We start from the raw sequence: 24,963 nt of genomic DNA on the forward strand, positions 1-24,963 counted from the left end.
GGTCAGCCCGGAAGGACGCGGGGCAGCCCGAACGACGGGAGGACGTCGTTGTCGAAGCGGGTCAGGGCGCTGATCCGGTCGCCGGCGAGGGTGAGCACGAGCAGGCCCGCGCCGTGCCGTCGGCCGCTGTCCGGATCGCGCAGGTAGGTCCCGAACGCCGGCTGGCCGTTCGCCCGCGCCGGCACCAGGTCGTAGGCCCGGTGCCGGAGGATCCCGGCGTAGAAGCGGGCCACGTCGTCGCGGCCGTGGTACTCGAGCGGGATCGGCGGCATGGAGACGCGGACGTCGGCGGTGAGCAGCGCGACCAGCGCGTCGACGTCCCCGGCGGAGTAGGCCCGGACGAACTTCGCCACGAGGGCCTGCTCGGCCGGTGTGCCGGGCGCGGGTGGCGGTTCCTGCGGGCGGCGCCGCACGCCCGCCCGAGCGCGTCTGAGGGCGCTGGTGACCGATTCGACCGTCGAGCCGAGCATCTCGGCCACCTCGTCCGCGTGGTAGCCGAGCACCTCACGCAGGATGAGCACGGCGCGCTGCCGCGCGGGCAGGACCTGCAACGCCGTCACGAACGCCAGCGAGACGGCTTCGGCCTGCTCGTAGTGGGCCTCGGGGCCGACTTCGAGGCCGGCTTCGAGGAGGTGCTGGGGGTAGGGCTCCAGCCAGACGACCTCGCCGAGCCGGGATGGCGCGGGCGGCTCGAACCGCGGGACGTCCCACTCCTTGGCCGGGCGCCGGCTGGTCGAGCGGAGCACGTTGAGGCACCGGTTCGTGGCGATCCGGTAGAGCCAGGTGCGGACCGACGCGCGGCCCTCGAACCCGGCGAGGCCCTGCCACGCGGCCAGCAGCGTGTCCTGCACCGCGTCCTCGGCGTCCTGGAAGGACCCGAGCATGCGGTAGCAGTGCACGTGCAGCTCCCGCCGGTAGGGCTCGGTCAGCTCGCGGAACGCGCCGCCGTCCCCCGCCCGCGCCCTGGTGATCAGTTCGGTCGACACCCCTGCACCCTTCCACCCGACTCGTGTTCCGACGCCCGTACGGACACCGGCCGGGCCGGGAACTGGGCGCCGGGGCGTGGTTCAGGCTGCGAGTTGAGTGCACGCCTGTACACTCAACTGCCATGGCGGAAGTAGGGATGCGTCCTCCCGCGTCGCCGTTGCGGCGGCGGGCGTTGCGTGCGGTGCGGTGGCTGTTCACGCCGCTGCGGCCGGACGACTACCTCGAACTGATCAACCCCCTGTGGTCGACGCGGGAGCTGCGCGGCCGGGTCGAGCGCGTCGAGCCCGAACGGGGTGAGGCGGCCACCGTGCTGATCCGGCCGGGGTTCGACTGGGTCGGGCACCGGCCCGGCCAGTACGTGCGGCTCGGGGTGGTCATCAACGGCGTCCACCACTGGCGCGCGTACTCGCTGACCTCGAGCCCCGACCGCGCGGACGGGCTCATCTCGGTCACCCCCAAGAAGGTCGACGGCGGTGTCGTCTCGCCGTACCTGGTCGAGCGGGCGCGGCCCGGTGAGGTCGTGCGGCTCGGCGAGGTCGAAGGGGCCTTCACCCTGCCGGACCGGCTCGAGCGCGGCCTGCTGTTCGTCACCGCGGGCAGCGGGATCACGCCGGTGATGAGCATGCTGCGCCACCTGGATCCCGGGCCTGGCCTGCGTGACGTCGTCCACGTGCACTCGGCGCGGGAGGAGGACGGCGTCACCTTCGGCGACGAACTGGCCGCGCTCGAGAAGCGGCACGAGGGTTTCCGCCTCGAGCTGCGCATCACCGGCCGCGACGGCCGGCTCACCCCGGCCGACCTGGACACCCTGTGCCCGGACTGGCGCGACCGGGACACCTACGCCTGCGGCCCCGGCGAGCTGCTCGACGCGCTGCAGGCGCACTGGAAGCGCCACGGCGACGTCGATCGGCTGCACCACGAGCGGTTCCAGCCGATCGTCGGCGGGGACGCCGCCGAAGGGTCCGGGGGCACCGTGCGGTTCGCGCACCGCAACGTCGAGGCGGACTGCCCGCCCGGCACGCCGATCCTGGCCGCCGGCGAAAAGGCGGGGGTCGACATGCCCTTCGGATGCCGGGTCGGGGTCTGCCACACGTGCGTGCTGCCGATCCGGGACGGCCGGATCCGCGACCTGCGCACCAACGTCGTCACACAGATGAACAACGAGATCGTGCGCACATGTGTGCACGGGGCCGAAGGCCCGGTCACGGTCGAACTCTGAGCGAGGAAAGGAACTCATGCCCACGCAGAACACCCTGTCCCCGGAAGCCGCCCACCCGTTCGCGCACCTGAGCGCGGACCAGCTCGACGAGCTCGCCCGCGAGTTCGACGCCATCCACGACCAGGTCCGCGCCGACCTGGGCGAGCGCGACCGCAGCTACATCAAGGGCGTCATCAAGCTGCACCGCCAGATCGCGGTGGCCGGCCGCGCGCTGCTGCTCGGCTCCCGGTCCAAGCCGGCGTGGCTGGCGGGCACCGGCTGCCTGGCGTTCGCGAAGATCCTGGAGAACATGGAGATCGGGCACAACGTGCTGCACGGTCAGTGGGACTGGATGAACGACCCGTACATCCATTCGTCCACATGGGACTGGGACACCGCTTCGACGGCGGCCGCGTGGAAGCACTCCCACAACTTCATCCACCACACGTACACGAACATCCGGGGCAAGGACAAGGACCTCGGGTACGAGATCATGCGCATCGACCCGCACCAGAAGTGGCACCCGGCGTACCTCGCGCAGCCGTTGTACAACCTGCTGCTGATGGCCTTCTTCGAATGGGGCGTCGCCGTCCACGACCTCGACGTCGAGGCCATCCGCGCGGGCGAGAAGCCGATGAAGGACGTGTGGCACGACATCAAGGGGATCTCGGGCAAGGCGCGCGACCAGATCCTGAAGGACTACGTCGGCTGGCCGCTCGTGAGCGCGCTCGCCGCCACGGCCGTGGGGCGGCTCGTGAAGCCCGAACCCCGGTCGCGGCTGCGGGTCCTGGCGGACCGGGCCGGCGGCCGGCGCCGGAAGGGCGCGGTGCGCGCCCAGCTCGAGGCGATCCGCGAGGAGGGCGGCGGCACGTTCGCCGCGACGTTCTGGGCGAACTTCACCGCGAACATCATCCGCAACCTCTGGGCGCACTCGATCATCTTCTGCGGCCACTTCCCCGACCAGACCTACACGTTCGGCCAGGAGGAGGTGCGGGACGAGACCCGCGGCGGCTGGTACGTCCGGCAGCTCGTCGGCGCGGCGAACATCACCGGCTCCCCGTTCTTCCACCTGATGAGCGGGAACCTCGGTTACCAGGTCGAGCACCACCTCTTCCCGGACATGCCCAGCAGCCGCTACGCCGAGATCGCGCCGCAGGTCCGGGAGATCTGCCGCCGCTACGGCCTGCCGTACAACACCGGGCCGCTGTCCCGGCAGCTCGGCACCGTGCACCGCACGATCCTGCGGCTCGCCTTCCCCGGCGGGAAGGCCCGCCCGAAGCCCGGCCCGTACCAGGGCGACGCGGTGGAGCGCGCCGCCTGAGGACGGCGCCGATCGGCGCAAACCGTTGCGCCCGAGGACAAGACCGATAACCGGACAGCTTCGCCGGCGTTCCTTGACTTCCCGCCCGTTCGGGACTTCGCTGGAACGAAGGCGATCGACAACGTTGTCACCTTGTCCGAAGGAGCACCCCCATGTTCCGCCGGTTCCTCCTCTTGGCCCTGTCCGCCTTGCTGACCACGACGACCCTGGTGGTGACCGCGACGCCCGCCGGCGCGGCCACCACCATCGCCGTCAACGGCGGCAGCACCGGGCGCACCTTCGACGGTGTCGGCGCGATCAGCGGCGGTGGCGGCAACTCCCGCCTGCTGATCGACTACCCGCCCACCCAGCGGGCGCAGATCCTCGACTACCTGTTCAAGCCCGGTTACGGCGCCGCCGTGCAGCTGCTGAAGCTGGAGATCGGCGGCGACGCGAACTCCACCGACGGCGCCGAACCGAGCCACCAGCACGTGCGCGGCGAGATCAACTGCAACGCCGGGTACGAGTTCTGGCTCGGTGAACAGGCCGTCGCCCGCAACCCGGGGATCAAGCTCGTCGCGCTGCCCTGGGCCGCGCCCGGCTGGATCGGCGGCGGGAACTTCTGGTCCCAGGACATGATCGACTACGACATCTCCTGGCTGGACTGCGCGAAGCAGCACGGCCTGACGATCTCCTACCTCGGCGGCTGGAACGAACGCGGCCACGACAAGACCTGGTACAAGAACCTGCGCGCGGCGCTGAACTCCCGCGGCTACGGCGCCATCCAGATCGTCGGCGACGACAGCAGCTGGAACACCGCCGACGACATGCTGTCCGACAGCGGGTTCAACGCCGCCGTCGGCGTCGTCGGCTCGCACTACCCGTGCGGCTACCTCTCGGACGCGACGACGTGCGGGTCGTCCGCCAACGCCGTCGCGACCGGGAAACCCTTGTGGGCCAGCGAATTCGGCTCGCAGGACTTCAACACCGGTTCGGCCGCCTACATCCGCACCATCACCCGGGGCTACCTCGACGGGCAGATGACCGGGTTCATGAACTGGCCGCTGGTGGCCGCGCTGTACTCGAACCTGCCCTACAGCACGGTGGCGCTGGCGACCGCGAACACCCCGTGGTCCGGCACGTACGCGCTCGGGAAGAACCTGTGGGCCAACGCGCAGGTCGCCCAGTTCACCCAGCCCGGCTGGAAGTTCCTCACCGGCTCGGCCAGCGGCTACCTGGGCGGCAACCGCGCGAACGGCAGCTACATCTCCCTGAAACCCGCCACCGGCACCGACTACTCGACGATCTACGAGACCACCGGCGCGACGGCCGCCCAGACCGTGAACGTCACGGCGTCCGGCGGGCTGAACACCGGCACCGTGCATGTCTGGTCCACCGACCTGGGCTCGTCGAACCCCGCCGACTACTTCGTGAAGCAGGCCGACGTCACCCCGGCGTCCGGGACGTATTCCCTGACCCTGCAACCGAACCGGATCTACACGGTCACCACGACCACCGGCCAGGGCAAGGGCACCGCGACCAGTCCCCCGGCCGGGAACCTGGGCCTGCCCTACTCCGACAACTTCGACGGCTACAGCACGCACAGCGCGGCGAAGTACTTCTCCGACATGCAGGGCTCGTTCGAGGTACGACCGTGCACCGCCGGCCGCGGCGGGCAGTGCCTGCAGCAGGTCGCGCCCGTCCGGCCGATCAACTGGCAGGACGACAGCGACGCCTTCACCCTCGCCGGCGATCCACAGTGGAGCAACTACACCGTCGGCACCGACGTCGACATGCAGCAGGCCGGTACCGTGACCCTGCTCGGCCGGGCCAACACCCAGAACCGCCCGCAGAGCCACCAGGCCGCCTACCAGCTGCGGATCGCCGACACCGGTGCGTGGTCCATAGCGAAGAACAGCAGCGGCGGCGTGCTCACCACCCTCGCGTCCGGCTCCCACACGGCGCTGGGCCTGAACACCTGGCACAACGTCAAGCTCGGCTTCAGCGGCAACCAGATCACCGCGACCCTCGACGGCGCCACGCTCGGCAGCGTCACCGACACATCGTTCACCACCGGCCTCGCCGGCGTCGGTGTCGTGGGGTACCAGACGAACCTCTTCGACAACTTCTCCGTCACCCCGAACGCGGACGGCAACTACGGCGGCATCCTCAAGGGCCAGGAGTCCGGGCTGTGCGCCGACGTCCCGGCCGCGAGCCAGGCGAACAGCACCGCCGTCGCGCTGTGGGACTGCACCGGCGGCGCCAACCAGAGCTGGACCGCGACCCCGGCGCACCAGCTGACGGTCTACGGCACCAAGTGCCTGGACGCCCGCAACAGCGGCACGGCCGACGGAACCGTCGTCCAGATCTACGACTGCAACGGCAGCGGCGCCCAGCAGTGGACCGTCAACGCCGACGGCTCGGTCGTCAACACCGGGTCGGGCAAGTGCCTCGACGCGACCGGGCACGGCACGGCCCCCGGCACCGCGCTGGTGCTGTGGGGCTGCAACGGCGGTGCGAACCAGAAGTGGGCGCGCGCCGAGACCGCCGGCATCCTGAAGGCCCAGGAGTCGGGCAAGTGCGCCGACGTCCCGGCGGCGAACCAGGCCAACGGCACCGTCCCGGCGCTGTGGGACTGCAACAACGGCACCAACCAGACCTGGACGTCCACCACGAGCAACCAGCTCAAGGTCTTCGACACCAAGTGCCTCGAGACCGCCGGCGGCGGCACGGCCGACGGCACCGCGGTCCAGATCTACGACTGCACCGGCGCCCCCACCCAGCAGTGGCGGGTGCAGAGCGGCGGCGCGGTCGTCAACGCGGGGTCCGGCAAGTGCCTCGACGTGACCGGCCACGGCACCACCAACGGCACCCCGTTCGTCATCTGGACCTGCACCGGAGCCGCGAACCAGCGGTGGTCGCGGGGCTGAGGGCGGTCGCCGGGGCAACGCGGCTGCACGACTGACTCTCATATACGTCTAGACCATTGACCCACTGAGCGGCACAGGCTTACCGTCGGCTTCTGCTCCCTCGACGATCTTCGGCCCGTGAAACCCCGTTCGGCCCGCTCCAGAGTTCCGAGGTGTCCGCGCCCCTCGTGATGGTTGCGCGCTGACGACGTTGTCACGTCCAGCCTTCGGGATTCGAACCGGAGCCACCCACCCTGGACAAAGGAGTCGCCGGTGCGCACTCGAAGAAAACTGACCGCGATCATCGCCGCCCTCGCGGCGGTCGCGGCGCTGGCCGTGTCCGGCGGGGCCTCGCCCGCCGCCGCGTCCGGCCCCGCGCTGCTGCCCCTGTCCGTCACCAACAACACGGGCCGCGCGGACGCCGTCTACCTGTACGTGCTCGGGGTCAACCTGAACACCGGCCGGCTCGGCTACGTCAACGCCGGCGGCACCTTCACCCCGTGGAGCGGCGGCGGCAACCCCCCGACCCCGGCGCCCGACGTCTCCATCGCCGGCCCCGGCAACGGCGGCAGCACGACGATCCAGATCCCCCGCTACATCTCCGGGCGCGTCTACTTCTCCCTCGGGCAGCGCCTGAACTTCTACCTCACGCCGGACGGCCTCGTCCAGCCCGCGCCGTGGGCCGGGGGTGACTCGAACCGCGACATCCTCTTCGACTGGAGCGAGTTCACCTACAACGACGCCGGCCTGTGGCTGAACAGCTCGCAGGTGGACATGTTCGCCGTCCCGCACACGGTGAGCGTCACGACGAGCTCCGGTGCCGTGAACTCGACCGGCACCCTGGTGGCCAACGGGCGTGACAACGTCATCAACGGCATCAAGGGCCAGTCCGGCTGGGGCGGTTCCGTCTACACCCGCTCGGACGGCACCGTGCTGCGCGTGCTGGCGCCGGGCAAGGCGGCCGACGCAGGCCAGCTCAGCACCACCTACCTCGACCCGTACATCAACTCCGCCTGGAACGCCTACACCGGCAAGACGCTGACCGTCGTCCCGTTCGGCGACCAGCCGAACACCAAGTACTTCGGCCGGACGTCGGGCAACGTCATGAACTTCACCAACACCGCCGGCCAGCAGGTAGCTTCCTTCACCAAGCCGTCCTCGGCCAACGTCTGGGGCTGTGACGGCGCGCTGGCCGCCCCGAACGACCAGGTCGTCGGCCCGATCTCCCGCACGCTGTGCGCCGCGCTCAACCGCGGCACGCTGGGCACGATCGACACCCAGCCGAGCACCAACGCCGGCGACTTCTACAAGAGCAACCCCACCAACCAGTACGCGCGGCTGATCCACGCGAACATGGCCGACGGCAAGGCCTACGCGTTCGCCTTCGACGACGTCGGCAACTTCGAGTCGCTGGTGAACGACGGCAGCCCCCGCTCCGCGGGCATCACGCTGAACAGCTTCACCGGCGGTGGCGGCACGACCCCGCCGCCGACGTCGGGCAACCGCGTCATCAGCGACTGGAACGGCAAGTGCATCGACGTGCCGTCCCAGAACTTCGCCGACGGCGTGCCCCTGCAGACCTACGGCTGCAACAACACCATCGCCCAGGACTGGACGTTCACCGGCGGCACGCTGCGCACGCAGAACAACATGTGCATGGACGTCGCCTGGGGCTCCACGGCGAACGGGGCGGTCATCCAGATCGCCACGTGCAGCGGCAACGCGGCCCAGCAGTTCGTCCTGTCCGGAGCGGGCGACCTGGTCAACCCGCAGGCGAACAAGTGCGTCGACATCTCGGGCTGGAACGGCAACGACAAGGCACCCCTGGTCCTGTGGGACTGCACCGGCGGCGCGAACCAGAAGTGGCACCGCGGCTGATCCACCGGGCTTGGTGAAGAGGGGACCGCGAGTGCGGTCCCCTCTTCGCTGTCTTCCGCTGTGACAGAGTCGTGTTGTGCGCACACACGATGAGAACGAGCACCCCGAACGGCTGGACAGGGTCCTCACCACCCGCGCGATCGTGATCGCCGGGCTGGTCGTGGTGGTCCTCTCGATCAGCACGCTCTGGCTGCTGCTGGTGCTGTTCGGCACCGGCACCCCGGCCGACCAGGCGCGGCTGGACGTGTTCCGGGCGACCGGCAACGTGGTGCTCGGTGCCGGCGGGGCCGTGGCGCTGCTCCTGGCCGCCCGCCGGCAACGGCTGGGCGAGCTGGACCTCCGCCGCAAGGAAGCCGAACTGGCGCAGCGGGACCACGCGCAGGACCACGTCGAGCAGGTGGCCGCGGACAACCGGGCACACCAGCTGCGCCTCGCGGACGACGCGGCCGTCGACGCGGTGGAACGCCGGATCACCGAGCTGTACACCAAGGCGGCCGACCAGTTGGGGTCGGAGAAGGCGCCGATCCGGCTCGCCGGTCTCTACGCGCTCGAACGGCTCGCGCAGAACACCCCCGGCCAGCGGCAGACGATCGTCAATCTCCTGTGCGCGTACTTGCGTCTGCCGTACACCCTCCCGGACGGCGCTCACCGGCCACCGTGGTCATCGCTTCGGTCGCCCGAACCAGGTCAAAGCACTGCAAGCGAGGCCGGGGATCCCGCGAACGAACAAGAACTCGAAGTCCGCCAAACCGCGCAACGCGTCTTGGCCGACCACCTCTTCCCCGGCGACGATCCCCGGGTCGAGCGCGCCGAGTACTGGCCGGGCATCACCCTCAACCTCACCGGCGCGCTGCTGTGCCACTTCGACTTCCGGGGCTGCCGGATGGGCAACGCCCGGTTCGGCGGGGCGAGGTTCGCCGGCTGGACCCGCTTCCAGGACGTCCGGTTCGACGGCTACGCCGTCTTCGGCGGCGCGATCTTCGACAGGACCGCGAACTTCACCAGGACGCGGTTCCACGGCTCGGCCCTGTTCCGTGGCGCGCGGTTCCGCAACGGCGCGATGTTCGACGGTGCCGAGTTCAGCGGCGACGCGCTGTTCGGCGGGGTTCGCACCGTCGACGGCGCGGCCAGTCCTGATGGCGCCGTCTTCGGCGGCCTCGTGTCCTTCGCTGGAGCGACCTTCGGACAGGGTGTCGTGCTCGAGCACGCCCAGGTGACGAGTGACACCGACGGGCACGTGTGGCCGCCGGGCCGGAAATTGTCCGCCGAGGGGTCACCGCGGACCGTTGTCGCCGATTCGTAGGTCTTTCGCCATGGCAACTATCCCCGATAGCCTGTCTGCTCGACCGCCGAGCAAAGGAGTCTCGTGACTTCAGCAGGGCACGCACCGGACATTCTGTCTCCGGAGTTCGCCGCCGATCCGTACACCGCTTACGACGTCATGCTCGAGCATTCTCCGGTGATCTGGCACGAAGGAATGCAGAGCTACATCATCTCGCGTTACGACGATGTCTCCCGCGCCTTCAAGGAAAGCGCCTTCACCACCGAAAACTACGGCTGGCAACTGGAACCGGTGCACGGCCGGACCATCCTGCAGATGAGCGGCCGCGAGCACTCGATCCGCCGCGCGCTGGTGGCGCCCGCGTTCCGGGGCAACGAGCTGGAGCAGAAGTTCCGCCCGGTGATCGAACGGAACTCACGACAGCTCATCGACGTCTTCCGCGGGCGCGGGTCGGCGGATCTCGTCACGGACTACGCGCGGCATTTCCCGATCAACGTCATCGTCGACATGCTGGGCCTGGACCAGAGCGACCACGCCCGGTTCCAGCGCTGGTACAGCGCGATCATCGCCTTCCTCGGCAACCTCAGCCAGGACGAAGCCGTCACCGCGGCCGGCTTGCAGACTCACGACGAGCTTGCCGCGTACATGATCCCGGTCATCCGCGAACGCCGCGAAAACCCGGGCGACGACCTGCTTTCCGCGCTCTGCGCCACCGAGGTCGACGGCACCACGATGAGCGACGAGGACATCAAGGCCTTCGTCAGCCTGCTGCTGGCCGCCGGCGGCGAGACCACCGACAAGGCGATCGCCAGCCTGTTCCGGAACCTCCTGGAGAACCCCGAGCAGCTCGACGCCGTGCGCGCGGACCGCAGCCTGATCCCGAAGGCGTTCGCGGAAACCCTGCGTCACACCCCGCCGGTGCACATGATCATGCGCCAGCCCTCGGAAGCCGTCGAAATCGCCGGCGAGACGATTCCCGCCGGCAGCACGGTCACCTGCCTGATCGGGGCCGCGAACCGCGATCCGCGCCGTTTCGCGAACCCGGGTGCGTTCGACATCTTCCGCACGGATCTCCCTACGGAGACGGCGTTTTCGGCGGCGGCGAGCCACCTTTCCTTCGCGCTGGGCCGCCACTTCTGCGTCGGCGCGCTGCTGGCGAAGACGGAGATCGAGGTCGGCGTCAACCAGCTGCTCGACGCCATGCCGGACCTGCGCCTGGCCGAGGGCGCGGTCCCGGGCGAACAAGGGGTGTTCACCCGGGGACCGGCGTCCCTGCCGGTGACGTTCACCCCGGCGTAGCCACCCGAGCGGTCACCACGGCCCCGGTCCCGCGACGTGGACCGGGGTGAAGACCACCGGCAGGCTCTCCAGCCCGCGCATCCACACCGACGGCCGCCACACCAGGTTTTCCGCCGGGACGGCCAGTTCCAGGTCCGGGAGCCGGTCCAGCAGCACCTCGACGGTGGTGCGGGCGATGACCTCGGCCACCTCCGGCGCCGGGTACGGGCAGCCGTGCTCGCCGTGGCCGAACGACATGTGCGCGTGGTTGCCCAGGGCACCGGCCGCCGCGTCGGGACGGGCGTGCGGGTCGGCGTTCCCGGCCGCCAGGCCGAGCACCACCAGGTCACCCTGCCGCACGCGGACGCCGCTGAGCACGGTGTCGCGGGTCGCGAAGCGGCCGATGAAGTTCTGGGTGGGCGTGTCGTGCCACAGCACCTCGTTGAGGGCCTGGCCGACACTCCCCCGGCCGCCCGACAGCGTCATCGCGAACCGGCTGTCGGTCAGCATCAGCCGGATGGTGTTGCCGATCCAGCTCGCCGTCGGCTGCTGGGCCGCGGCCGTCACCACGAGCAGGTCCTGGACGACCTCGTCGTCGGTCAGGTTCGCCGGGTGCTGCATCATCGCGGTGGGCACGTCCGCGCCCGGCTGTTCGCGCTTGGCCGCCACCAGCCGCGCCATGGCCTCCTGCACCCGGACGTAGGCCGGCAGCGCCTCGGGGCCGACGTCCAGGGACAGCGCGACGTCCCGCACCAGCGCGGGCGCCTCCGAGTCGGGCATGCCGTACATCTTCGCGAGCGCGAGCAGCGGCGCCTGCTGGGAGAACTGCGCGATCAAGTCGGCTTCGCCGCTGCCCGCGAACTCGTCGACCAGCCGGTCCGCGATGCGCTCGCAGTGCGCGCTGAGGTCGAACTGGTCGACCGCCGACAGCGCGTCCCCGATCGCGCCGGCCCGCCGCCGGTGCTCCGCGGCCTCGGTGAACATCACCGACGGGTTGTGCATGACGTACGGCAGCAGGGGCCAGTCCTCCGGGACGTTGCCCCACTGGTTCCAGCGGCGGGTGTCGCGGGCGAACAGCTGCGAGTCCTGGCACACCTGGTGGATCTCGCGGTAGCCGGTCAGCAGCCAGGCGGGGATGTCGCCGTCGAGCAGGACGGGGACCACGCCGCCGTACTGCCGCCGGATCCGGGCGTAGAGCGCGGCGGGATCCTTCTGGAACTCGGGTCCGTACAACCGGACCCGGTCCGCGGCGGGGATCGTCTCCGCCGGGGTGCTGGTCTGGAAACCGGTCACGATGATGCGCCCTCCCGGACTGTGGACAGGGTGTAGAGGTGGTCGACGAGCGAGATCAGCACCTGCTTGGACGAGTCCCGGTCGCGGGCGTCGCAGTCGACGAGCGGCACCTCGTCGGACAGGTCGAGCGCGGCGCGGACGTCGTCGAGGCTGTGCTTCGGCGGGCCGAAGTTGTTGCGGGCCACGATGAACGGCGTCCCGTGGTGCTCGAGCCGGTCGATCGCGTACCAGGACTCGGCCAGCCGCCGGGCGTCCACCAGGACGACGGCGCCGAGGGTGCCGGCGAAGAGGCTGTCCCAGAGGAACCAGAACCGCTCCTGGCCGGGGGCGCCGAACAGGTAGAGCACCAGCTGCTCGTCGAGGCTGATCCGGCCGAAGTCGAACGCCACCGTGGTGGTCGTCTTGCCCTGCACGCCCCGGGTGCTGTCGACGCCGACCCCGGCCTGGGTCATCGTCTCTTCGGTGCTCAGGGGCCGGATTTCGCTGACCGACCGGACCATCGTCGTCTTCCCGACGCCGAAGCCGCCGACGATGACGATTTTCAGGCCGTCGGTCGCCGTCTCGGCGAGAGGGAGCCGTTCGTCGTGTTCAGAGATTGCGGAGTCCAACGAGCACCTTCTTGAGGAATTCCGAGTCGGAGGTCCGTCCCGCGGCCTGCGCCGAAGACGGGTGTCGGGCGGACACCTTGCCCGTGGCCAGCAGGTCCGCGAGCAGGATCTTGATCACGCTCACCGGCAGGGCCAGGTACGACGACAGCTCTACGACGGACGTCGGCCGCGCGGCGATTTCGAGGATCCGGACGTGCTCGGACTGCATGCCCGCCGACGGCAGCGACTCCCGGACGATCAGCGTCACGAGATCGAGGTCGATGTCGTCGGCACTGCTGCGCCCGCCCGTGACCGTGTAGAGCCGGTCCGGGTCCTCCCCGTCGAGCGCCGAGCGGGTCACGAAGCCGGGTTGTCGGCCGCCATGAAGCGCGGCGGGGCGGTGAAGACCGAGCCGATCTGCTCCACCAGCTCGTCCATGTTGTGCCCGATCAGGCCGACGTCGGCGTCCTCGGTGGCGATGACCGCCAAGTGCGAACCGACCCCGGCTTCCACGATGAAGAGGATCCCGCCGTGGAACTCGGTCATCGAGTTGCGCACGCCGCCGGTGCCATCACCGAACTCGACCGACGCGCCGTGCGCCAGCGCCTGGACGCCGGCGGCGATCGCGGCCAGCTGGTCGGCGCGGTCGACGGTGAGCCCCTGGGTGTGGCAGAGCTTCAGGCCGTCGCGGGACAGCACGAGGGCGTGACAGGCGCCGGCCGTGTTGGCCACGAGGTTTTCGAGGAGCCATTCGAGGCTCTTGTCCGAATCAGTCATCGAATCCGGGGACCGGGCTGGCGGGTCCCCTCGCTCCAATCTGGCGGGGTGCGGGTGTACGGGCGGGGCGGCGGGTCACGCGTCTTCGCCGGTCTCCGCCGGCGAAGCGGCGTGACGGGACGGCGTGGCACCGCCGCTGCGCCGTTGCTGGAAGGCGCCGAACCGGGAACCGGAGTCACGCTCGGCCCGCGCGGGGCTCGGCGTGGGCGACGGCGGCCGGCGCGACGCGGCGGTCAGCGTCTGCCCGCGCGAGCGTTTCGGCAGTTCGGACGGCTCGGTCAGGTCGCCGGCGATCTCGTGGCTCGTGTCGGGTCCGGGCCACGCGACGGCCGCACTCGCGGCCGGCTGCGGCTCCGCGTCCGGCAGCGCTTCCGGCCGGGGCTGGGTGATCAGCTGCGTCGGGATGCGCATGACGACCCCGATCCCGCCGCGCGAGGACGGCCGGAAGAAGACGTGCAGCTGGTGCTTGCGCGCCAGGCTGCCCACGACCGCGAGCCCGAGCCGGGTCCCCGACATCGAGGTCAGGTCGAGCGGCCGGTCGAGCGCCACCGCCCGCTCGGCGCGGACGAGGGCCTGCGCCTTCATCCCGAGGCCGCCGTCCTCGATCGTGATGACTGCCCCATTGTGCAGATCCTCGACATAAACGTGCACTTCTTCCGACGGTGCCGAGAACTTCGTGGCATTGTCCATCAGTTCGGCGAGTGCGTGCATGACGTCTTCCGCGGCATAACCGACAACGGCCACCCCGCTCGCGGAATGCACCCTGACCCGCTGATAGGCGCCGATCCGGCCGAGCGCACCGCGCAGAATGCTCTCCATCCGGATCGGTTTCGTCCAGCGGCGGCCCGATCGCGCGCCGGTGAGCACCGCGATGCTGTCGGCCAGCCGGCCCGCCTGCGCGGTGCTGTGGTCCACCTTCAGCAGATCCCCGAGCATCGCGTCGGACGACCGGTTCTCCATTTCGCGCAGGTCGCCGAGGGTGCTGGTCGCCAGCGCCTGCAGCCGGCCCGCGGCGTTCGCGCAGGCGGCCGTCGCGGCGGCGCGGCGGCGTTCCCCGACGGCGATTTCGTCCACCAGGAGCCGCAAAACGCGCTGGTGGAGCTCGTCCGCGGGGCGCGGGACCTCGGCCAGCACGCTGTCCGCGGGCGCGCCACCGCGCAGCCGCCGGACCGCGTCGGGCACCGTCTGGTCGAGCAGCCGGGCCAGTTCACCGTCGCTGAACCGGACGAATTCCCGTGCCTGCCTGGCTTCGTCGAGCGCGGCCTGCGTCTGCCCGGCCGCCTGCGCGACCTGGTCGGTGCGGCGCAGCGCGAAGAACACGGCGACGCACGCGACGATCCCGGTGAACCCGCCCGCGATCGCGACGACAACCCCCTGACCACCGGAAACCGACAAGGACACCCAAGTCCAGATCGCGGCGGCGACGACAGCGGTGACCAGTACCCCGATAACGGCCCGGCCGACTGACTGGCGTTCTTCCCGATGCTGTGCGGGCGGTCGTTCCGACATCCGCTCCACTTCCTCGAGTCCGATTGGTGCCCGAACACTACTCGGTTTGCCGACGGAGATCACGAACAGGTTTCACTTCGTTCCCGGGCGCGTTCGGCCGTGATCCACATCGACGTCTTCGACGGCGTGGCGGATTTGCCCTTGCGCGGATTCGAATACCCGGGTTACCGCATTCCGCGTCCGGTTCAGTGCTCCGGCAGCTGACGGCGTTCGCGGAGACGGGCCAGATCCTCGCGCATGTCCGTGGGCAGCAGTTCGGCCATCTGCTCGGGCCGCAGCGGCAGATCGAGCAGGCTGAGCTTGACCCGGCTGCGCCGGGCGTGCCGGCCGGGATCCAGGCGGACGACCTGGGCCGCGTCCGGGCGCAGGGTCGCCGTCAGCGGGGTGGCGGGATCCAGCGGCCGCCACGCGTTCCCGTCGACGCGCAGCACCGGCGGGGCGCTGCGGGCCGCGCCACGCAACGTGACGACGTCGCGGGCGGGCAGCACGATCGAGCGGCTGACGCCCGACATCGACGCGACCGGCGTCACCGCGAGCACCTCCGCCGCCGGCGAGATCACCGGCCCGCCGGCCGCGTAGTTGTAGGCGGTGGAGCCGGTCGGGGTGCTCAGGATCAGCGCGTCACAGCGGTAGTAGCCGAACTGCGCGCCGTCGACCAGCAGGTCGACCTCGACCGTCGCCCCGGGCTCGGCCCCGCCGACGACGACGTCGTTGAACGCGACCGCGCTCGCGTCGCCCTCCTCCAGCGCAATTTCCAGAGCGACGCAGCTGTGCGGCTCGATTTCGAAGTCCCCGGCGTGCACCCGTTCGAGCGCGGCGGCGAGCTCGGGCGGCGCGATCTCGACCAGGAACCCGACGTTGCCGTAGTTCACCCCGAGCACCGGCACCGGCCGGTCGACGGCCAGCCGCATCGCGCCCAGCATCGTCCCGTCCCCGCCGAGGCTGGGCGCGGTGTCATCGGGCCGCGAACTCGGCGTCGGACACCACCGCCACCCCGGCCCCGACCTGCGCGGCATCGGTCTCGCGCACCACCAGCTCGACCCCGCGCCGCTCGGCGAACGAGACCAGCACGTCCACCGAGTCGCGCACCGGCTTCCGCGGGTGCGCCACTACGCCGACACGGGTGATCTCGGAAGCCGTCATGCCGATCATTCTGGCCGTCCGGCGGCGGAGCCGCTTCCCGGTCTGCGCGTCAAAGGTCCAGACATCGGTTCTTTACGTGGTGTCACGAGTCTGCTACAACTGCTTAACAGGGCTCTAGCAGGGATCCACGCCAGCCATCTCGCAGCCTTCACTCAAGATCTGATCTATTCATCAGATCTATGGTGGGCTAGTGAGGTGTCGTCCATCCGCCATCGAGGTCGGGGAGTGCCGCCCGTGCTGACGACGACCGTTCGACGCCTGTCCACCACCTTCGCCGTCGCCGCGCTGGCCGGGGCCGTGCTCACCGCGCCCGTGGCCGTCGCCGCGCCGGGCGACGCCGCGTTCTCCTCCTCGGCCGGCCGCCTCGACGTGGACTACGCCGGTTACCTGGCCAAACACGACATCGTCTACAACCGGCCGAACACCAACCCGGCCTACGGCCTGACCGTCGGCAACGGCCGCACCGGGGCAATGGCGTGGCAGCAGAACGGCCTGACCATGCAGGTGTCGAACGTCGACGCCTCGCAGCAGACCGCCTTCGGCGCCGGCCTGGTCAACCTGGCCACCACCCCGGCGATGGACTCCGGCTACAGCACCTACCAGCAGCGGCTGTCCCTCTACGACGGGACGCTGACCACGAAGTACGACAGCAACCGCACGGTGACCGTCATGGGCCAGCCCGGCTCCGAGGTCATGGGCATCCACGTCGACGACACCCGCGGCGGCGTGAGCGCCGTGACGCTGGAGCTGTCACTGTGGGACGTCGCGAATCTCGGCAACAGCGGCGACGTGCCGGACATCACCACCTGGCGCCAGGTGTCCAGCTACGCCGACGCGTCCGGCGCCGGGTTCAGCCGTGGCCAGACCGACGCGCAGAAGTTCGGCTACACCCTCGCGGCCACCGTCGAGGGCGCGAACTACAGCGCGTCAGTCGTCAACAACAGCCGCGTGCGCCTCACCATCACGCCCACCTCGAGCTACACCGTGTGGTTCACCGCCAGCACCCGGCTCAACGCACCCGGCAACAACTCCGTCACCCAGGCGAAGAACGCGCTCAGCGCGGTCAAGTCCGCCGGTTACCAGAGCACGTACACGGCGTACCGCAACTGGTGGCACAACTTCTGGAGCAAGTCCTTCGTCCAGTACGGCGGGCTCGGCGGCGACGCCGACTACCTCGAGAACGTCTACTACCTCTCGACGTACCTGATCGCCGCCGGCGGCTACGGCAACTACCCGTACCACTTCATCAACGGCGTCTTCCGCGCGACCGGCGACCAGACGAAGTGGAGCAACGCCTACTGGTACTGGAACCAGCGCGACGTCTACAACTCGTTCCTCGCCTCGAACCACGTCGACCTGATGAACACCTTCAACAACCTCTACAGCCGCAATTACGCCGCGCTGAAGTCGTATACGCAGACACGGTATGGCGTCGACGGGTTGTGGGTGCCGGAAACCATGGGCTGGGACGGCAACGCGCGCGGCACGGTGAACAGCGACTACACCAAGAACATCCTTTCCACCGGGTACGAAGCCGCGTACAACATGTACCTGCAGTACCGTTACACCAACGACGACAGCTATCTGCGCAACGTCGCCTACCCGTTCATCCGGGAGACGGCCAAGTTCTATTCGCGCATGCTTTCGGTCGACAGCAACGGCAAGTACTACATGGCCAACTCCAACGCGCACGAAACCTATTGGAACGTCCCGAACGCGATCACCGATCTCGCCGCCGTGCGCAGCATCTTCCCCATCGCGATCCAGGTTTCGCAACAGCTCGGCGCCGACGCGAGCCTGCGCCCCGAATGGCAGCGCGTCCTCGACAACCTCGTCGCCTACCCGCAGCAGAACGGCGCGTACCAGCCGCACCAGCTGCCGCTGTCCCAGACGCGCAACGGCGAGAACGTCGCGTCGGAGCTGATCTGGCCCTACAACGTGACCGGCATCGGGGCCGGCGACTACCAGACCGCGCTGAACACGTGGAACAGCCGGCCGTTCCCCTACGGCAACGTCTGGGCCAACGACGCCGTGCAGGCCGCGCGGCTCGGCCTCGGCGACCAGGCCTTCACCGGCATGAAGCGGATGCTGCAGCAGTACCAGAACTACCCGAACGGTTTCACCAGCAACACCAACGGTGTCTTCGAATACCACGGCGTCAACCTCTCCGCGATGAACGAGGCGCTGCTGCAGTCGTACAACGACAAGATCCGCGTCTTCCCGGCCGCGCCCGCGAACTCGTCGTTCGTCGGCAAGTTCACGCTGCTGGCGAAGAACGGCTTCCTCGTCAGCTCCGAGCGCGAGGCGAACGAGACGAAGTACGTCGGCCTGCGCAGCCAGTGGGGCGCCACCGCCCGCGTCGTCAACCCGTGGAGCGGGCAGCAGGTCCGGGTGCGGCGCACGTCGGACAACACGACCGTCCTGACCACCACGGCCGCGGAGTTCGAGTTCCCGACCGCCTCGGGCGCCACCTACGTCGTCGAACGCACCGCGAAGCCGCTGACGTCGTACGCGACGACGCGGCTGACCGGCAGCCCGAACCAGGGCGCGAAGGCGTTGAGCGGCACGGCGTCCACCCTCGGCCTCAACGCGAGCGGCGGTGGCCTCGTCAACGACACGGACGTCAGCTACGACGGCAACTGGTTCCCCACCACCAACCGCGGTTACGGCGACTACAACGACGACACCCACCACTCGACCGTCGTGGGCGCGACGGCGACCTACTCCTTCACCGGAACGGGTATCCAGTACCTCTCCGAACGCAACGGCGACATGGGCACGGTCGACGTCTACCTGGACAACGCGCTGCAGGCGACGGTCGACCTGCACGCCGACGGCGCCCGGCAGGTGCAGCAGGTGGTCTGGCAGAAGAGCGGCCTCGCCTCGGGGCAGCACACCTTCCGGATCGTCAACCGCAGCACGTCCGTCGGGATGATCGACGCCCTGCGCGTGACGTAGCGGGTGAATCCTGTTGCCGGGCAACGGTCCGGGCCTGAGGTAGGGTCCGGCCGTGACCCGAGCCCCGGATGCCGAGCGGCCGGCGGGCGGCCGGCGTGGACCGGCGCCCACCGGGCGGCCCACCATGCGCGACGTCGCGTCGGCCGCGTCGGTGAGCGTCAAGACGGTGTCGCGGGTGGTGCACAACTACCCGTTCATCAGCGACGACGTGCGTGGCCGCGTCCAGGCCGAGATCCGCAGGCTCGGGTTCCGGCCCAACAGCAACGCCGTCGGGCTGCGGCGGACCGACCGGCCCGCCGGCGGCATCGGCGTGCTCGCCGCGGACCTGGCCGACCCGTTCTACGCCGGGATGCTCAGCGCGATCGAACAGGTCGCCACGGCGCGGTCGTTCACCACCCTCGTCGCCAGCTCCGACGAGGATCCCGCGCGCGAACGCGGGCTGCTCGGTACGTTCGTCGAGCGCCGCCTCGACGGGCTGATCGTGGTGTCGGCCGACCGCCGTCACGACCACCTGCGCCCGGAACTGGACGTCGGCACGCGGATGGTGTTCGCCGACCGCCCGCCGCAGCGGCTGCCGGTGGACTGCGTGCTGGCCGCGCACGCCGAGGGCGCCGGGCAGGCCGTGACGCACCTGCTCGGGCAGGGCCACCGGGCGATCGCTTACGTGGGCCACTCCCCCGTGATCCACACGGCCCGCGAGCGACTGCGCGGCTTCCAGGCCGCGCTGGCCGAGGCGGGCCTGGAACCGCACGCGGTCCGCACGGACGCCGTCGACGCGGCGGCGGCCCACCGAGCCGCCGCCGAACTGCTGGCCACACCCGACGCCCCGACGGCGCTGTTCGCCGACAACCCCCGCCTGGTCGGCGGCGTGGCCCGGGCGATCGCCGAGTCCGCAGCGCCACGGACGGCACTGGTCGTGTTCGACGACTCGGAGCTGGCCCAGGTGCTGGGCGTGACGGTGGTGGCACAGGACCCCCGCGAGCTGGGAAGAAGGGCGGCGGAGCTGCTGTTCACCCGCCTCGACGGCGACCGGTCCCGCCCGCGGCGGGTGGTGCTGCCGACCACCCTGGTACCGCGCGGCTCCGGCGAGGGTTTCGGGGTCGCACTGCGCTCAGCCGGGCGCTGAGCCTGCCGCACTCATCCCGCGAGCCGCTCGGCGCCGCGCCCCGAGCTGCTGTTCGCCCGCCTCGACGGCGACCGCGCAGGTCCGGCGAAGGCCTCGGGGTCGCGCTTCGCTCGGCCGGGTGCTGAGCCCGCCCACCACACCCATCCCGCGAGCAGCTCGGCGCCGCGCCCCGAGCTGCTGTTCGCCCACCTCGACGGCGACCGCGCGGGGTCCGGCGAGGGCCTCGGGGTCGCGCTGCGCTCGGCCGGGTGCTGAGCCGCCCCGCCCACCACACTCATCACGCGCGGATCCGGCAAAGCCAAAGAGCTGCGCAACGCCCCACCTGGCACTGAGCTGCGGTTTGATACCCGCCACGATCACGGCAACCGCACTCGTCCCGCCGGATCCAGGCGAGGGCAGAGGAGCCGCATGGCGACCGCGCCCGAGCTGCCGCCGGCCCATGACCGCGGCGGTCGCCTGCGGGGCGCCTTCGACCCGTGGCCCCGCGCCGAACCGCGTCGCAACTGGTCACCAAGGCGCTGAGCCGCAGCTCGGCACCCGCCCCGCCCACCACACTCATCCTGCGAATCCCCAGAGCCACGCGGCGCCGCGCCTCGAGATGCCGCCCGCCCATGATCGCTGCGGGGCGCCTCCGGCCCGTGAACCCGCGCCGCAACTTGTCACCAAGGCGCTGAGCCGCGGCTCGGAATCCGCCCCCCACCACACTCATCCCGCGAACCCCCAGAGCCACGCGGCGCCGCACCCCGAGCTGCCGACGGCCCACGACCGCGGCGGTGCGGTGCCGGCGGGGGCGCCTCCCGCACCGAACCGCGTCATAACTGGTCACCCAGGCGCTCAGCCGGGCGGCAAAAGCCGCACCGGACCTTGGTTCTGTCCAGTTCTGGCCATTGACAACGCTGACAATGCCGTCCGAGACTGGGCCGCGTTGCCAACGTTGTCAATCTGCACGTCGGCCCGATCTCGAGGGAGCCCTCCGTGGCCGTCTTTCGTCGCCGTCTGGTTCCGTTCGCCGCCGTTCTCGCGATGGGCGCCGCGATGACGGCCGCGATGCCCGCCGGAGCGGCGCCGTCGTCTTTTCGGACCTCCTTCGAGGCCAACGACCCGGCGCCCACCTGGCAGAACACGGCCGAGACCGCGACCGGGGTGGTCCCGGGTGACGCGCTGCCGGGGGCCGTCACCCCCACCAACGTCACGGGGACCGGGAGCGCCGACCACGACCCCGCCAAGGCCGTCGACCACAACCCCGCCACCACCTGGCAGGTCCCCGCGAACCACGGCACCCTCACCGCGGACCTGACGGGCACCATCACCACCTACACCCTCACCGCGGCCGGCGACAGCCCCGCCCGTGACCCGCGCGCCTGGACCCTGCAGGGCTCCACCGACGGGACGCGCTGGCAGACCGTCGACGACCGGCGCGACCAGGACTTCACCCAGCGCGGCCAGACCCGTGTCTTCGCCGTCACCCACCCCGGCGCGTACCTGCATTACCGCCTCGACATCACCGCCAACCACGGCGACGGCACCCTCCAGCTCGCCGAGATCGCACTCGGAACGAAAACCGCGCCGGGCATGACGGCCGAGGTGGGTGACGGCCCCGCCGCCGGGCCGACCGTCAAGCCCCACCTCGGTTTCACCGGCACCCACTCGCTGCACTACGAGGGCTGGCAGCCCGGCGCCCGCGGCACCGCGACCGACAAGCTCTACGACGTCGACGTGCCCGTCCGCCGGAACACGCAACTGTCCTATGTGGTCTTCCCCGAGTTCACCGGCAACGACACCGCCTATCCGAGCACCTACGTCGCTCTCGACCTCGCGTTCACCGACGGGTCGCGGCTGAGCGGGCTGCCCGTCACCGACCAGAACGGCGTCCGCCTCACCGCCGGCGAACAGGGCACGGCGAAGACGCTCCACACCGGACAGTGGAACCAGGTCACCGCCGACCTCGGCGCGGTCGCGGCCGGCAAGACCGTCGACCGCGTGCTCTTGACCTGGGCCGGACCGGGCGTGCCCGCGCACTTCGCCGGCTGGGTCGACGACGTCGCGATCGCCGACGCTCCCGCCGGCTCGTGCGCCGACCGGCACCTGACCGACTGCGCCGTGACCACCCGCGGCACCAACTCCTCCGGCGACTACTCGCGCGGCGCCACCATCCCCGCCACCGCGCTGCCGCACGGCTTCAACTTCTGGTCGCCGGTCACCGACGCCTCCTCCACCGGCACGATCTACCAGTACCTGCGCGACAACACCCCCGCCGGGCGCCCCGCGATCCAGGCGTTCTCGGTCAGCCACGAGCCGAGCCCGTGGGTCGGCGACCACCAGACGTTCCAGGTCATGCCGTCCACTTCGGACAATCCCGCCACCGCGGACCGGGCCCAGCGCGCCCTGACCTTCAGTCACGACAAGGAATCCGCGCGGCCGGACCGCTACGGCGTCACCTTCGACAACGGCCTGAGCACCGAAATGACACCCACCGACCACGCCGCCGTCCTCCGGTTCACGTTCCCCGCGGGCGGCGACAGCCTGATCTTCGACAACGTCGACAACCGCGCGGCCGTCACCGTCGATCCCAATACAGGGATCGTCACCGGCTACTCCGACGTCAGCGGCTTCTGGGGCGCACCGCGGATGTTCGTCTACGCCACCTTCGACCGCCCGATGACGGCGTCCGGCCCCCTCACCGGCGGCAGCGGCACCGGCGCGTTCGCGGGCTTCTCCCTCGGCCACGACCGGACGCTGACCATGCGCGTGGCGACGTCGTTCCTGAGCGTCGACCAGGCGAAACACAACCTGGAGCTGGAGGTCGGCCACCGCGGCTTCGACCAGGTCCGCGCCGACGCGCAGCGGACGTGGGACCGGCAGCTCGGTGTGATCACCGTGGACGGCGCCACGCAGGACCAGCTCACGTCGCTGTACTCAAGCCTCTACCGGCTCAATCTCTACCCGAACGAGCTGGCCGAGAACACCGGCAGCGCCGCCAAGCCGGACTACCGCTACGCCAGTCCCTACTCCCCCAGCGCCGGGCCGAACACGCCGACGACCACCGGTTCCACGATCAAGGCCGGCCAGCCGTACGCCAACGAGGGCTTCTGGGACACCTACCGCAGCGCGTGGTCACTCAATTCGCTGCTCTACCCGAGCCAGACCGGCAAGATGATCGACGGCTTCGTCCAGCAGTACCGCGACGGCGGCTGGCTCGGCCAGTGGACCGCGCCGGGTTACCTCGGTTTCAGCGGCACCAGTTCGGACGTCGCGATCGCCGACGCCTACCTGCGCGGCGTCACGAACTTCGACGTCGCCTCGGCCTACGAGGCCGCGGTGAAGGACGCGATGGTGCCCTCGTCCGGGCTGACCGGACGCCCCGACGTGCCGCACACGACGTTCCTCGGTTACACGCCGTCCGACACGGGGTCGAGCGCGTCAGCGTCCTTAGAGGACTGGATCGCCGACTACGGCATCGCGCAGATGTCGCAGAAGCTTTACCAGACCAGTAAGCCGAGCGACCCGAAGCGCGACGAATACCTGACCAACTACCACTACTTCGCCGACCGTTCCGGCAACTACGAGAAGCTGTTCGAGCCGCAGACCGGGTTCTTCCAGCCGAAGACCGCCACCGGCGACTGGGCGCACGCGGCCGGGACGTACAACCCGCTGGACTGGAACGCGGGCGACTACACCGAAGGCAACGGCTGGACGTACGCGTTCTCCGTGCCGCAGGACGGCGCCGGCCTCGCCGCGCTCTACGGCGGCCGCGCGGGGCTCGCGACCAAGCTCGACCAGTTCTTCGCGACGCCGGAAACCGCGCAGTACGGCGGTGGCTGGGGCGGGCCGTACCACGAGATGTTCGAGGGCCGCGACGACCAGTTCGGCCAGTGGGCGTTCAACGACCAGCCCGCGATGCACGTGCCCTACATGTACGACTACATCGGGCAGCCGTCGAAGACCGCGGCACTCACCCGGGCGGCGCTCGCGCGCTCGTTCACCGGCAGCGCCATCGGCCAGGGTTACCCCGGCGACGAGGACAACGGCTCGATGTCGGCCTTCTACGTGATGAACGCCCTCGGCTTTTACCCGCTGCAGAGCGGATCGCCGACGTTCGCGGTCGGCTCGCCGCTCTACGACCGCGCGACGCTCCACCTGGAGAACGGCCGCACGCTGGTGATCGACGCCCACGGCAACTCCGCGCGCAACGTCTACGTCCAGGCGATGAGCGTCAACGGGCGCCCGACCAGCCACACCTGGCTGAGCCACGACGACCTCGCGCGCGGCGGCCGGATCGACTTCGTGATGGGGCCGCGGCCGTCGGCCTGGGGCACCGGGCCGCAGGATGCGCCGCCGTCCTCCACCGGCGACCCGCAACAGGACTTCACCGGGCCAGGTACGTCCACAGTGGACGACCTGGTGGACAACACGTCCGCCACCGTCGCCGATCTGCCCGCCACCGGCAGCGTCACCTTCACCCTGCCCGCCGCGCACCGGGTCGAGCAGTACACGGTGACTGCGGGAACGGCGGCCGGGAACAACCCGGCGGCGTGGACGCTGTCCGGTTCGGCCGACGGCACCCACTGGACCACGCTCGACCGGCGGCAGGCCCAGACCTTCCAATGGCGCCAAGAAACCCGGGTCTTCACGCCCACCCAGACCGGAACCTACAAGTACTTCAAGCTCGACCTCGCCGCCGCGCCCGGCGCGGCCAAGACGTCCGTCGCCGAAGTCGAACTGCTCGGTCACCGCTGAC

17 protein-coding genes are annotated in these 24,963 nt (G+C 70.4%); 9 read left to right on the plus strand and 8 right to left on the minus strand.

The features are described from left to right. Nucleotides 1-2: 2 nt before the first annotated feature. Entirely contained in the window at nt 3-986 is a 984-nt protein-coding gene (locus tag VA596_RS23005; protein WP_323329909.1) for a sigma-70 family RNA polymerase sigma factor, read from the minus strand. A gap of 122 nt (nt 987-1,108) precedes the next feature. Here VA596_RS23005 and VA596_RS23010 point away from each other — a divergent pair, with 122 nt between their 5' ends. The 6 genes from VA596_RS23010 to VA596_RS23035 all read left to right on the plus strand — a co-directional run bounded on the left by VA596_RS23010 (nt 1,109) and on the right by VA596_RS23035 (nt 10,853). Next, nucleotides 1,109-2,206 (plus strand): ferredoxin reductase, encoded by a 1,098-nt coding sequence (locus VA596_RS23010; protein ID WP_323329910.1) that lies wholly within the window; start codon nt 1,109-1,111, stop codon nt 2,204-2,206. A gap of 16 nt (nt 2,207-2,222) precedes the next feature. Further along, nucleotides 2,223-3,506: a fatty acid desaturase family protein gene (locus VA596_RS23015; RefSeq protein WP_323329911.1), complete on the plus strand. Its 1,284-nt coding sequence runs from the start codon at nt 2,223-2,225 to the stop codon at nt 3,504-3,506. Nucleotides 3,507-3,658: 152 nt separating this feature from the next. Further along, nucleotides 3,659-6,415, plus strand: a complete 2,757-nt coding sequence (locus VA596_RS23020) for a ricin-type beta-trefoil lectin domain protein (RefSeq protein ID WP_323329912.1) — start codon at nt 3,659-3,661, stop codon at nt 6,413-6,415. Nucleotides 6,416-6,667: 252 nt separating this feature from the next. Further along, complete coding sequence (locus VA596_RS23025; protein WP_323329913.1) at nt 6,668-8,272, plus strand: beta-1,3-glucanase family protein; 1,605 nt, start codon at nt 6,668-6,670, stop codon at nt 8,270-8,272. A 76-nt stretch (nt 8,273-8,348) separates the two neighbouring features. Beyond that, nucleotides 8,349-9,575: a pentapeptide repeat-containing protein gene (locus VA596_RS23030; RefSeq protein WP_323329914.1), complete on the plus strand. Its 1,227-nt coding sequence runs from the start codon at nt 8,349-8,351 to the stop codon at nt 9,573-9,575. 63 nt (nt 9,576-9,638) lie between these two features. After that, nucleotides 9,639-10,853: a cytochrome P450 gene (locus tag VA596_RS23035; protein ID WP_323329915.1), complete on the plus strand. Its 1,215-nt coding sequence runs from the start codon at nt 9,639-9,641 to the stop codon at nt 10,851-10,853. Nucleotides 10,854-10,865: 12 nt separating this feature from the next. Here the strand turns inward: VA596_RS23035 and VA596_RS23040 are convergent, their stop codons facing one another. The 7 genes from VA596_RS23040 to VA596_RS23070 form a co-directional block, all read right to left on the minus strand. Beyond that, the gene (locus VA596_RS23040) at nt 10,866-12,125 is read right to left on the minus strand and encodes a cytochrome P450 (RefSeq protein ID WP_323329916.1); all 1,260 of its coding nucleotides are present in this window, start codon (nt 12,123-12,125) and stop codon (nt 10,866-10,868) included. Further along, entirely contained in the window at nt 12,122-12,733 is a 612-nt protein-coding gene (locus tag VA596_RS23045; protein ID WP_410171917.1) for a GTP-binding protein, read from the minus strand. Before VA596_RS23045 ends, VA596_RS23040 begins: the two co-directional genes overlap by 4 nt. Next, nucleotides 12,714-13,073, minus strand: coding sequence for a DUF742 domain-containing protein (locus VA596_RS23050; protein ID WP_323329917.1), 360 nt, complete (start codon nt 13,071-13,073; stop codon nt 12,714-12,716). Before VA596_RS23050 ends, VA596_RS23045 begins: the two co-directional genes overlap by 20 nt. Continuing rightward, on the minus strand, nt 13,070-13,489 hold the full coding sequence (locus tag VA596_RS23055; protein ID WP_323329918.1) for a roadblock/LC7 domain-containing protein: 420 nt from the start codon (nt 13,487-13,489) through the stop codon (nt 13,070-13,072). The genes VA596_RS23050 and VA596_RS23055 overlap by 4 nt, the downstream gene beginning before the upstream one ends. Nucleotides 13,490-13,564: 75 nt before the next feature. Next, a complete protein-coding gene (locus VA596_RS23060; RefSeq protein WP_410171918.1) occupies nt 13,565-14,890 on the minus strand; it encodes a sensor histidine kinase in 1,326 nt (441 codons plus the stop codon). Nucleotides 14,891-15,183: 293 nt separating this feature from the next. Then, on the minus strand, nt 15,184-15,921 hold the full coding sequence (locus VA596_RS23065; protein ID WP_323329920.1) for an NAD(+)/NADH kinase: 738 nt from the start codon (nt 15,919-15,921) through the stop codon (nt 15,184-15,186). 31 nt (nt 15,922-15,952) lie between these two features. Next, nucleotides 15,953-16,141, minus strand: coding sequence for a hypothetical protein (locus VA596_RS23070; protein ID WP_323329921.1), 189 nt, complete (start codon nt 16,139-16,141; stop codon nt 15,953-15,955). A 234-nt stretch (nt 16,142-16,375) separates the two neighbouring features. Between VA596_RS23070 and VA596_RS23075 the strand changes: the two genes are divergently transcribed. The 3 genes from VA596_RS23075 to VA596_RS23085 all read left to right on the plus strand — a co-directional run bounded on the left by VA596_RS23075 (nt 16,376) and on the right by VA596_RS23085 (nt 24,962). Then, the gene (locus VA596_RS23075) at nt 16,376-19,099 is read left to right on the plus strand and encodes a glycosyl hydrolase family 95 catalytic domain-containing protein (RefSeq protein WP_323329922.1); all 2,724 of its coding nucleotides are present in this window, start codon (nt 16,376-16,378) and stop codon (nt 19,097-19,099) included. 52 nt (nt 19,100-19,151) lie between these two features. Then, nucleotides 19,152-20,225: a LacI family DNA-binding transcriptional regulator gene (locus VA596_RS23080; protein WP_323329923.1), complete on the plus strand. Its 1,074-nt coding sequence runs from the start codon at nt 19,152-19,154 to the stop codon at nt 20,223-20,225. A gap of 975 nt (nt 20,226-21,200) precedes the next feature. Further along, on the plus strand, nt 21,201-24,962 hold the full coding sequence (locus VA596_RS23085; protein WP_323329924.1) for a GH92 family glycosyl hydrolase: 3,762 nt from the start codon (nt 21,201-21,203) through the stop codon (nt 24,960-24,962). Nucleotide 24,963: the final 1 nt, after the last annotated feature.

The sequence above is a fragment of the Amycolatopsis heterodermiae genome (assembly GCF_034929455.1).
GTDB classification, from domain to species: domain Bacteria; phylum Actinomycetota; class Actinomycetes; order Mycobacteriales; family Pseudonocardiaceae; genus Amycolatopsis; species Amycolatopsis heterodermiae.

What these genes read in the sequence shown, in the direction of transcription:
- VA596_RS23010 (WP_323329910.1), top strand. Translation starts at nt 1,109, where the DNA reads ATGGCGGAAGTAGGGATGCGTCCTCCCGCGTCGCCGTTGCGGCGGCGG.
- VA596_RS23015 (WP_323329911.1), top strand. Translation starts at nt 2,223, where the DNA reads ATGCCCACGCAGAACACCCTGTCCCCGGAAGCCGCCCACCCGTTCGCG.
- VA596_RS23020 (WP_323329912.1), top strand. Translation starts at nt 3,659, where the DNA reads ATGTTCCGCCGGTTCCTCCTCTTGGCCCTGTCCGCCTTGCTGACCACG.
- VA596_RS23055 (WP_323329918.1), bottom strand. Translation starts at nt 13,489, where the DNA reads ATGACTGATTCGGACAAGAGCCTCGAATGGCTCCTCGAAAACCTCGTG.
- VA596_RS23065 (WP_323329920.1), bottom strand. Translation starts at nt 15,921, where the DNA reads ATGCTGGGCGCGATGCGGCTGGCCGTCGACCGGCCGGTGCCGGTGCTC.
- VA596_RS23070 (WP_323329921.1), bottom strand. Translation starts at nt 16,141, where the DNA reads ATGACGGCTTCCGAGATCACCCGTGTCGGCGTAGTGGCGCACCCGCGG.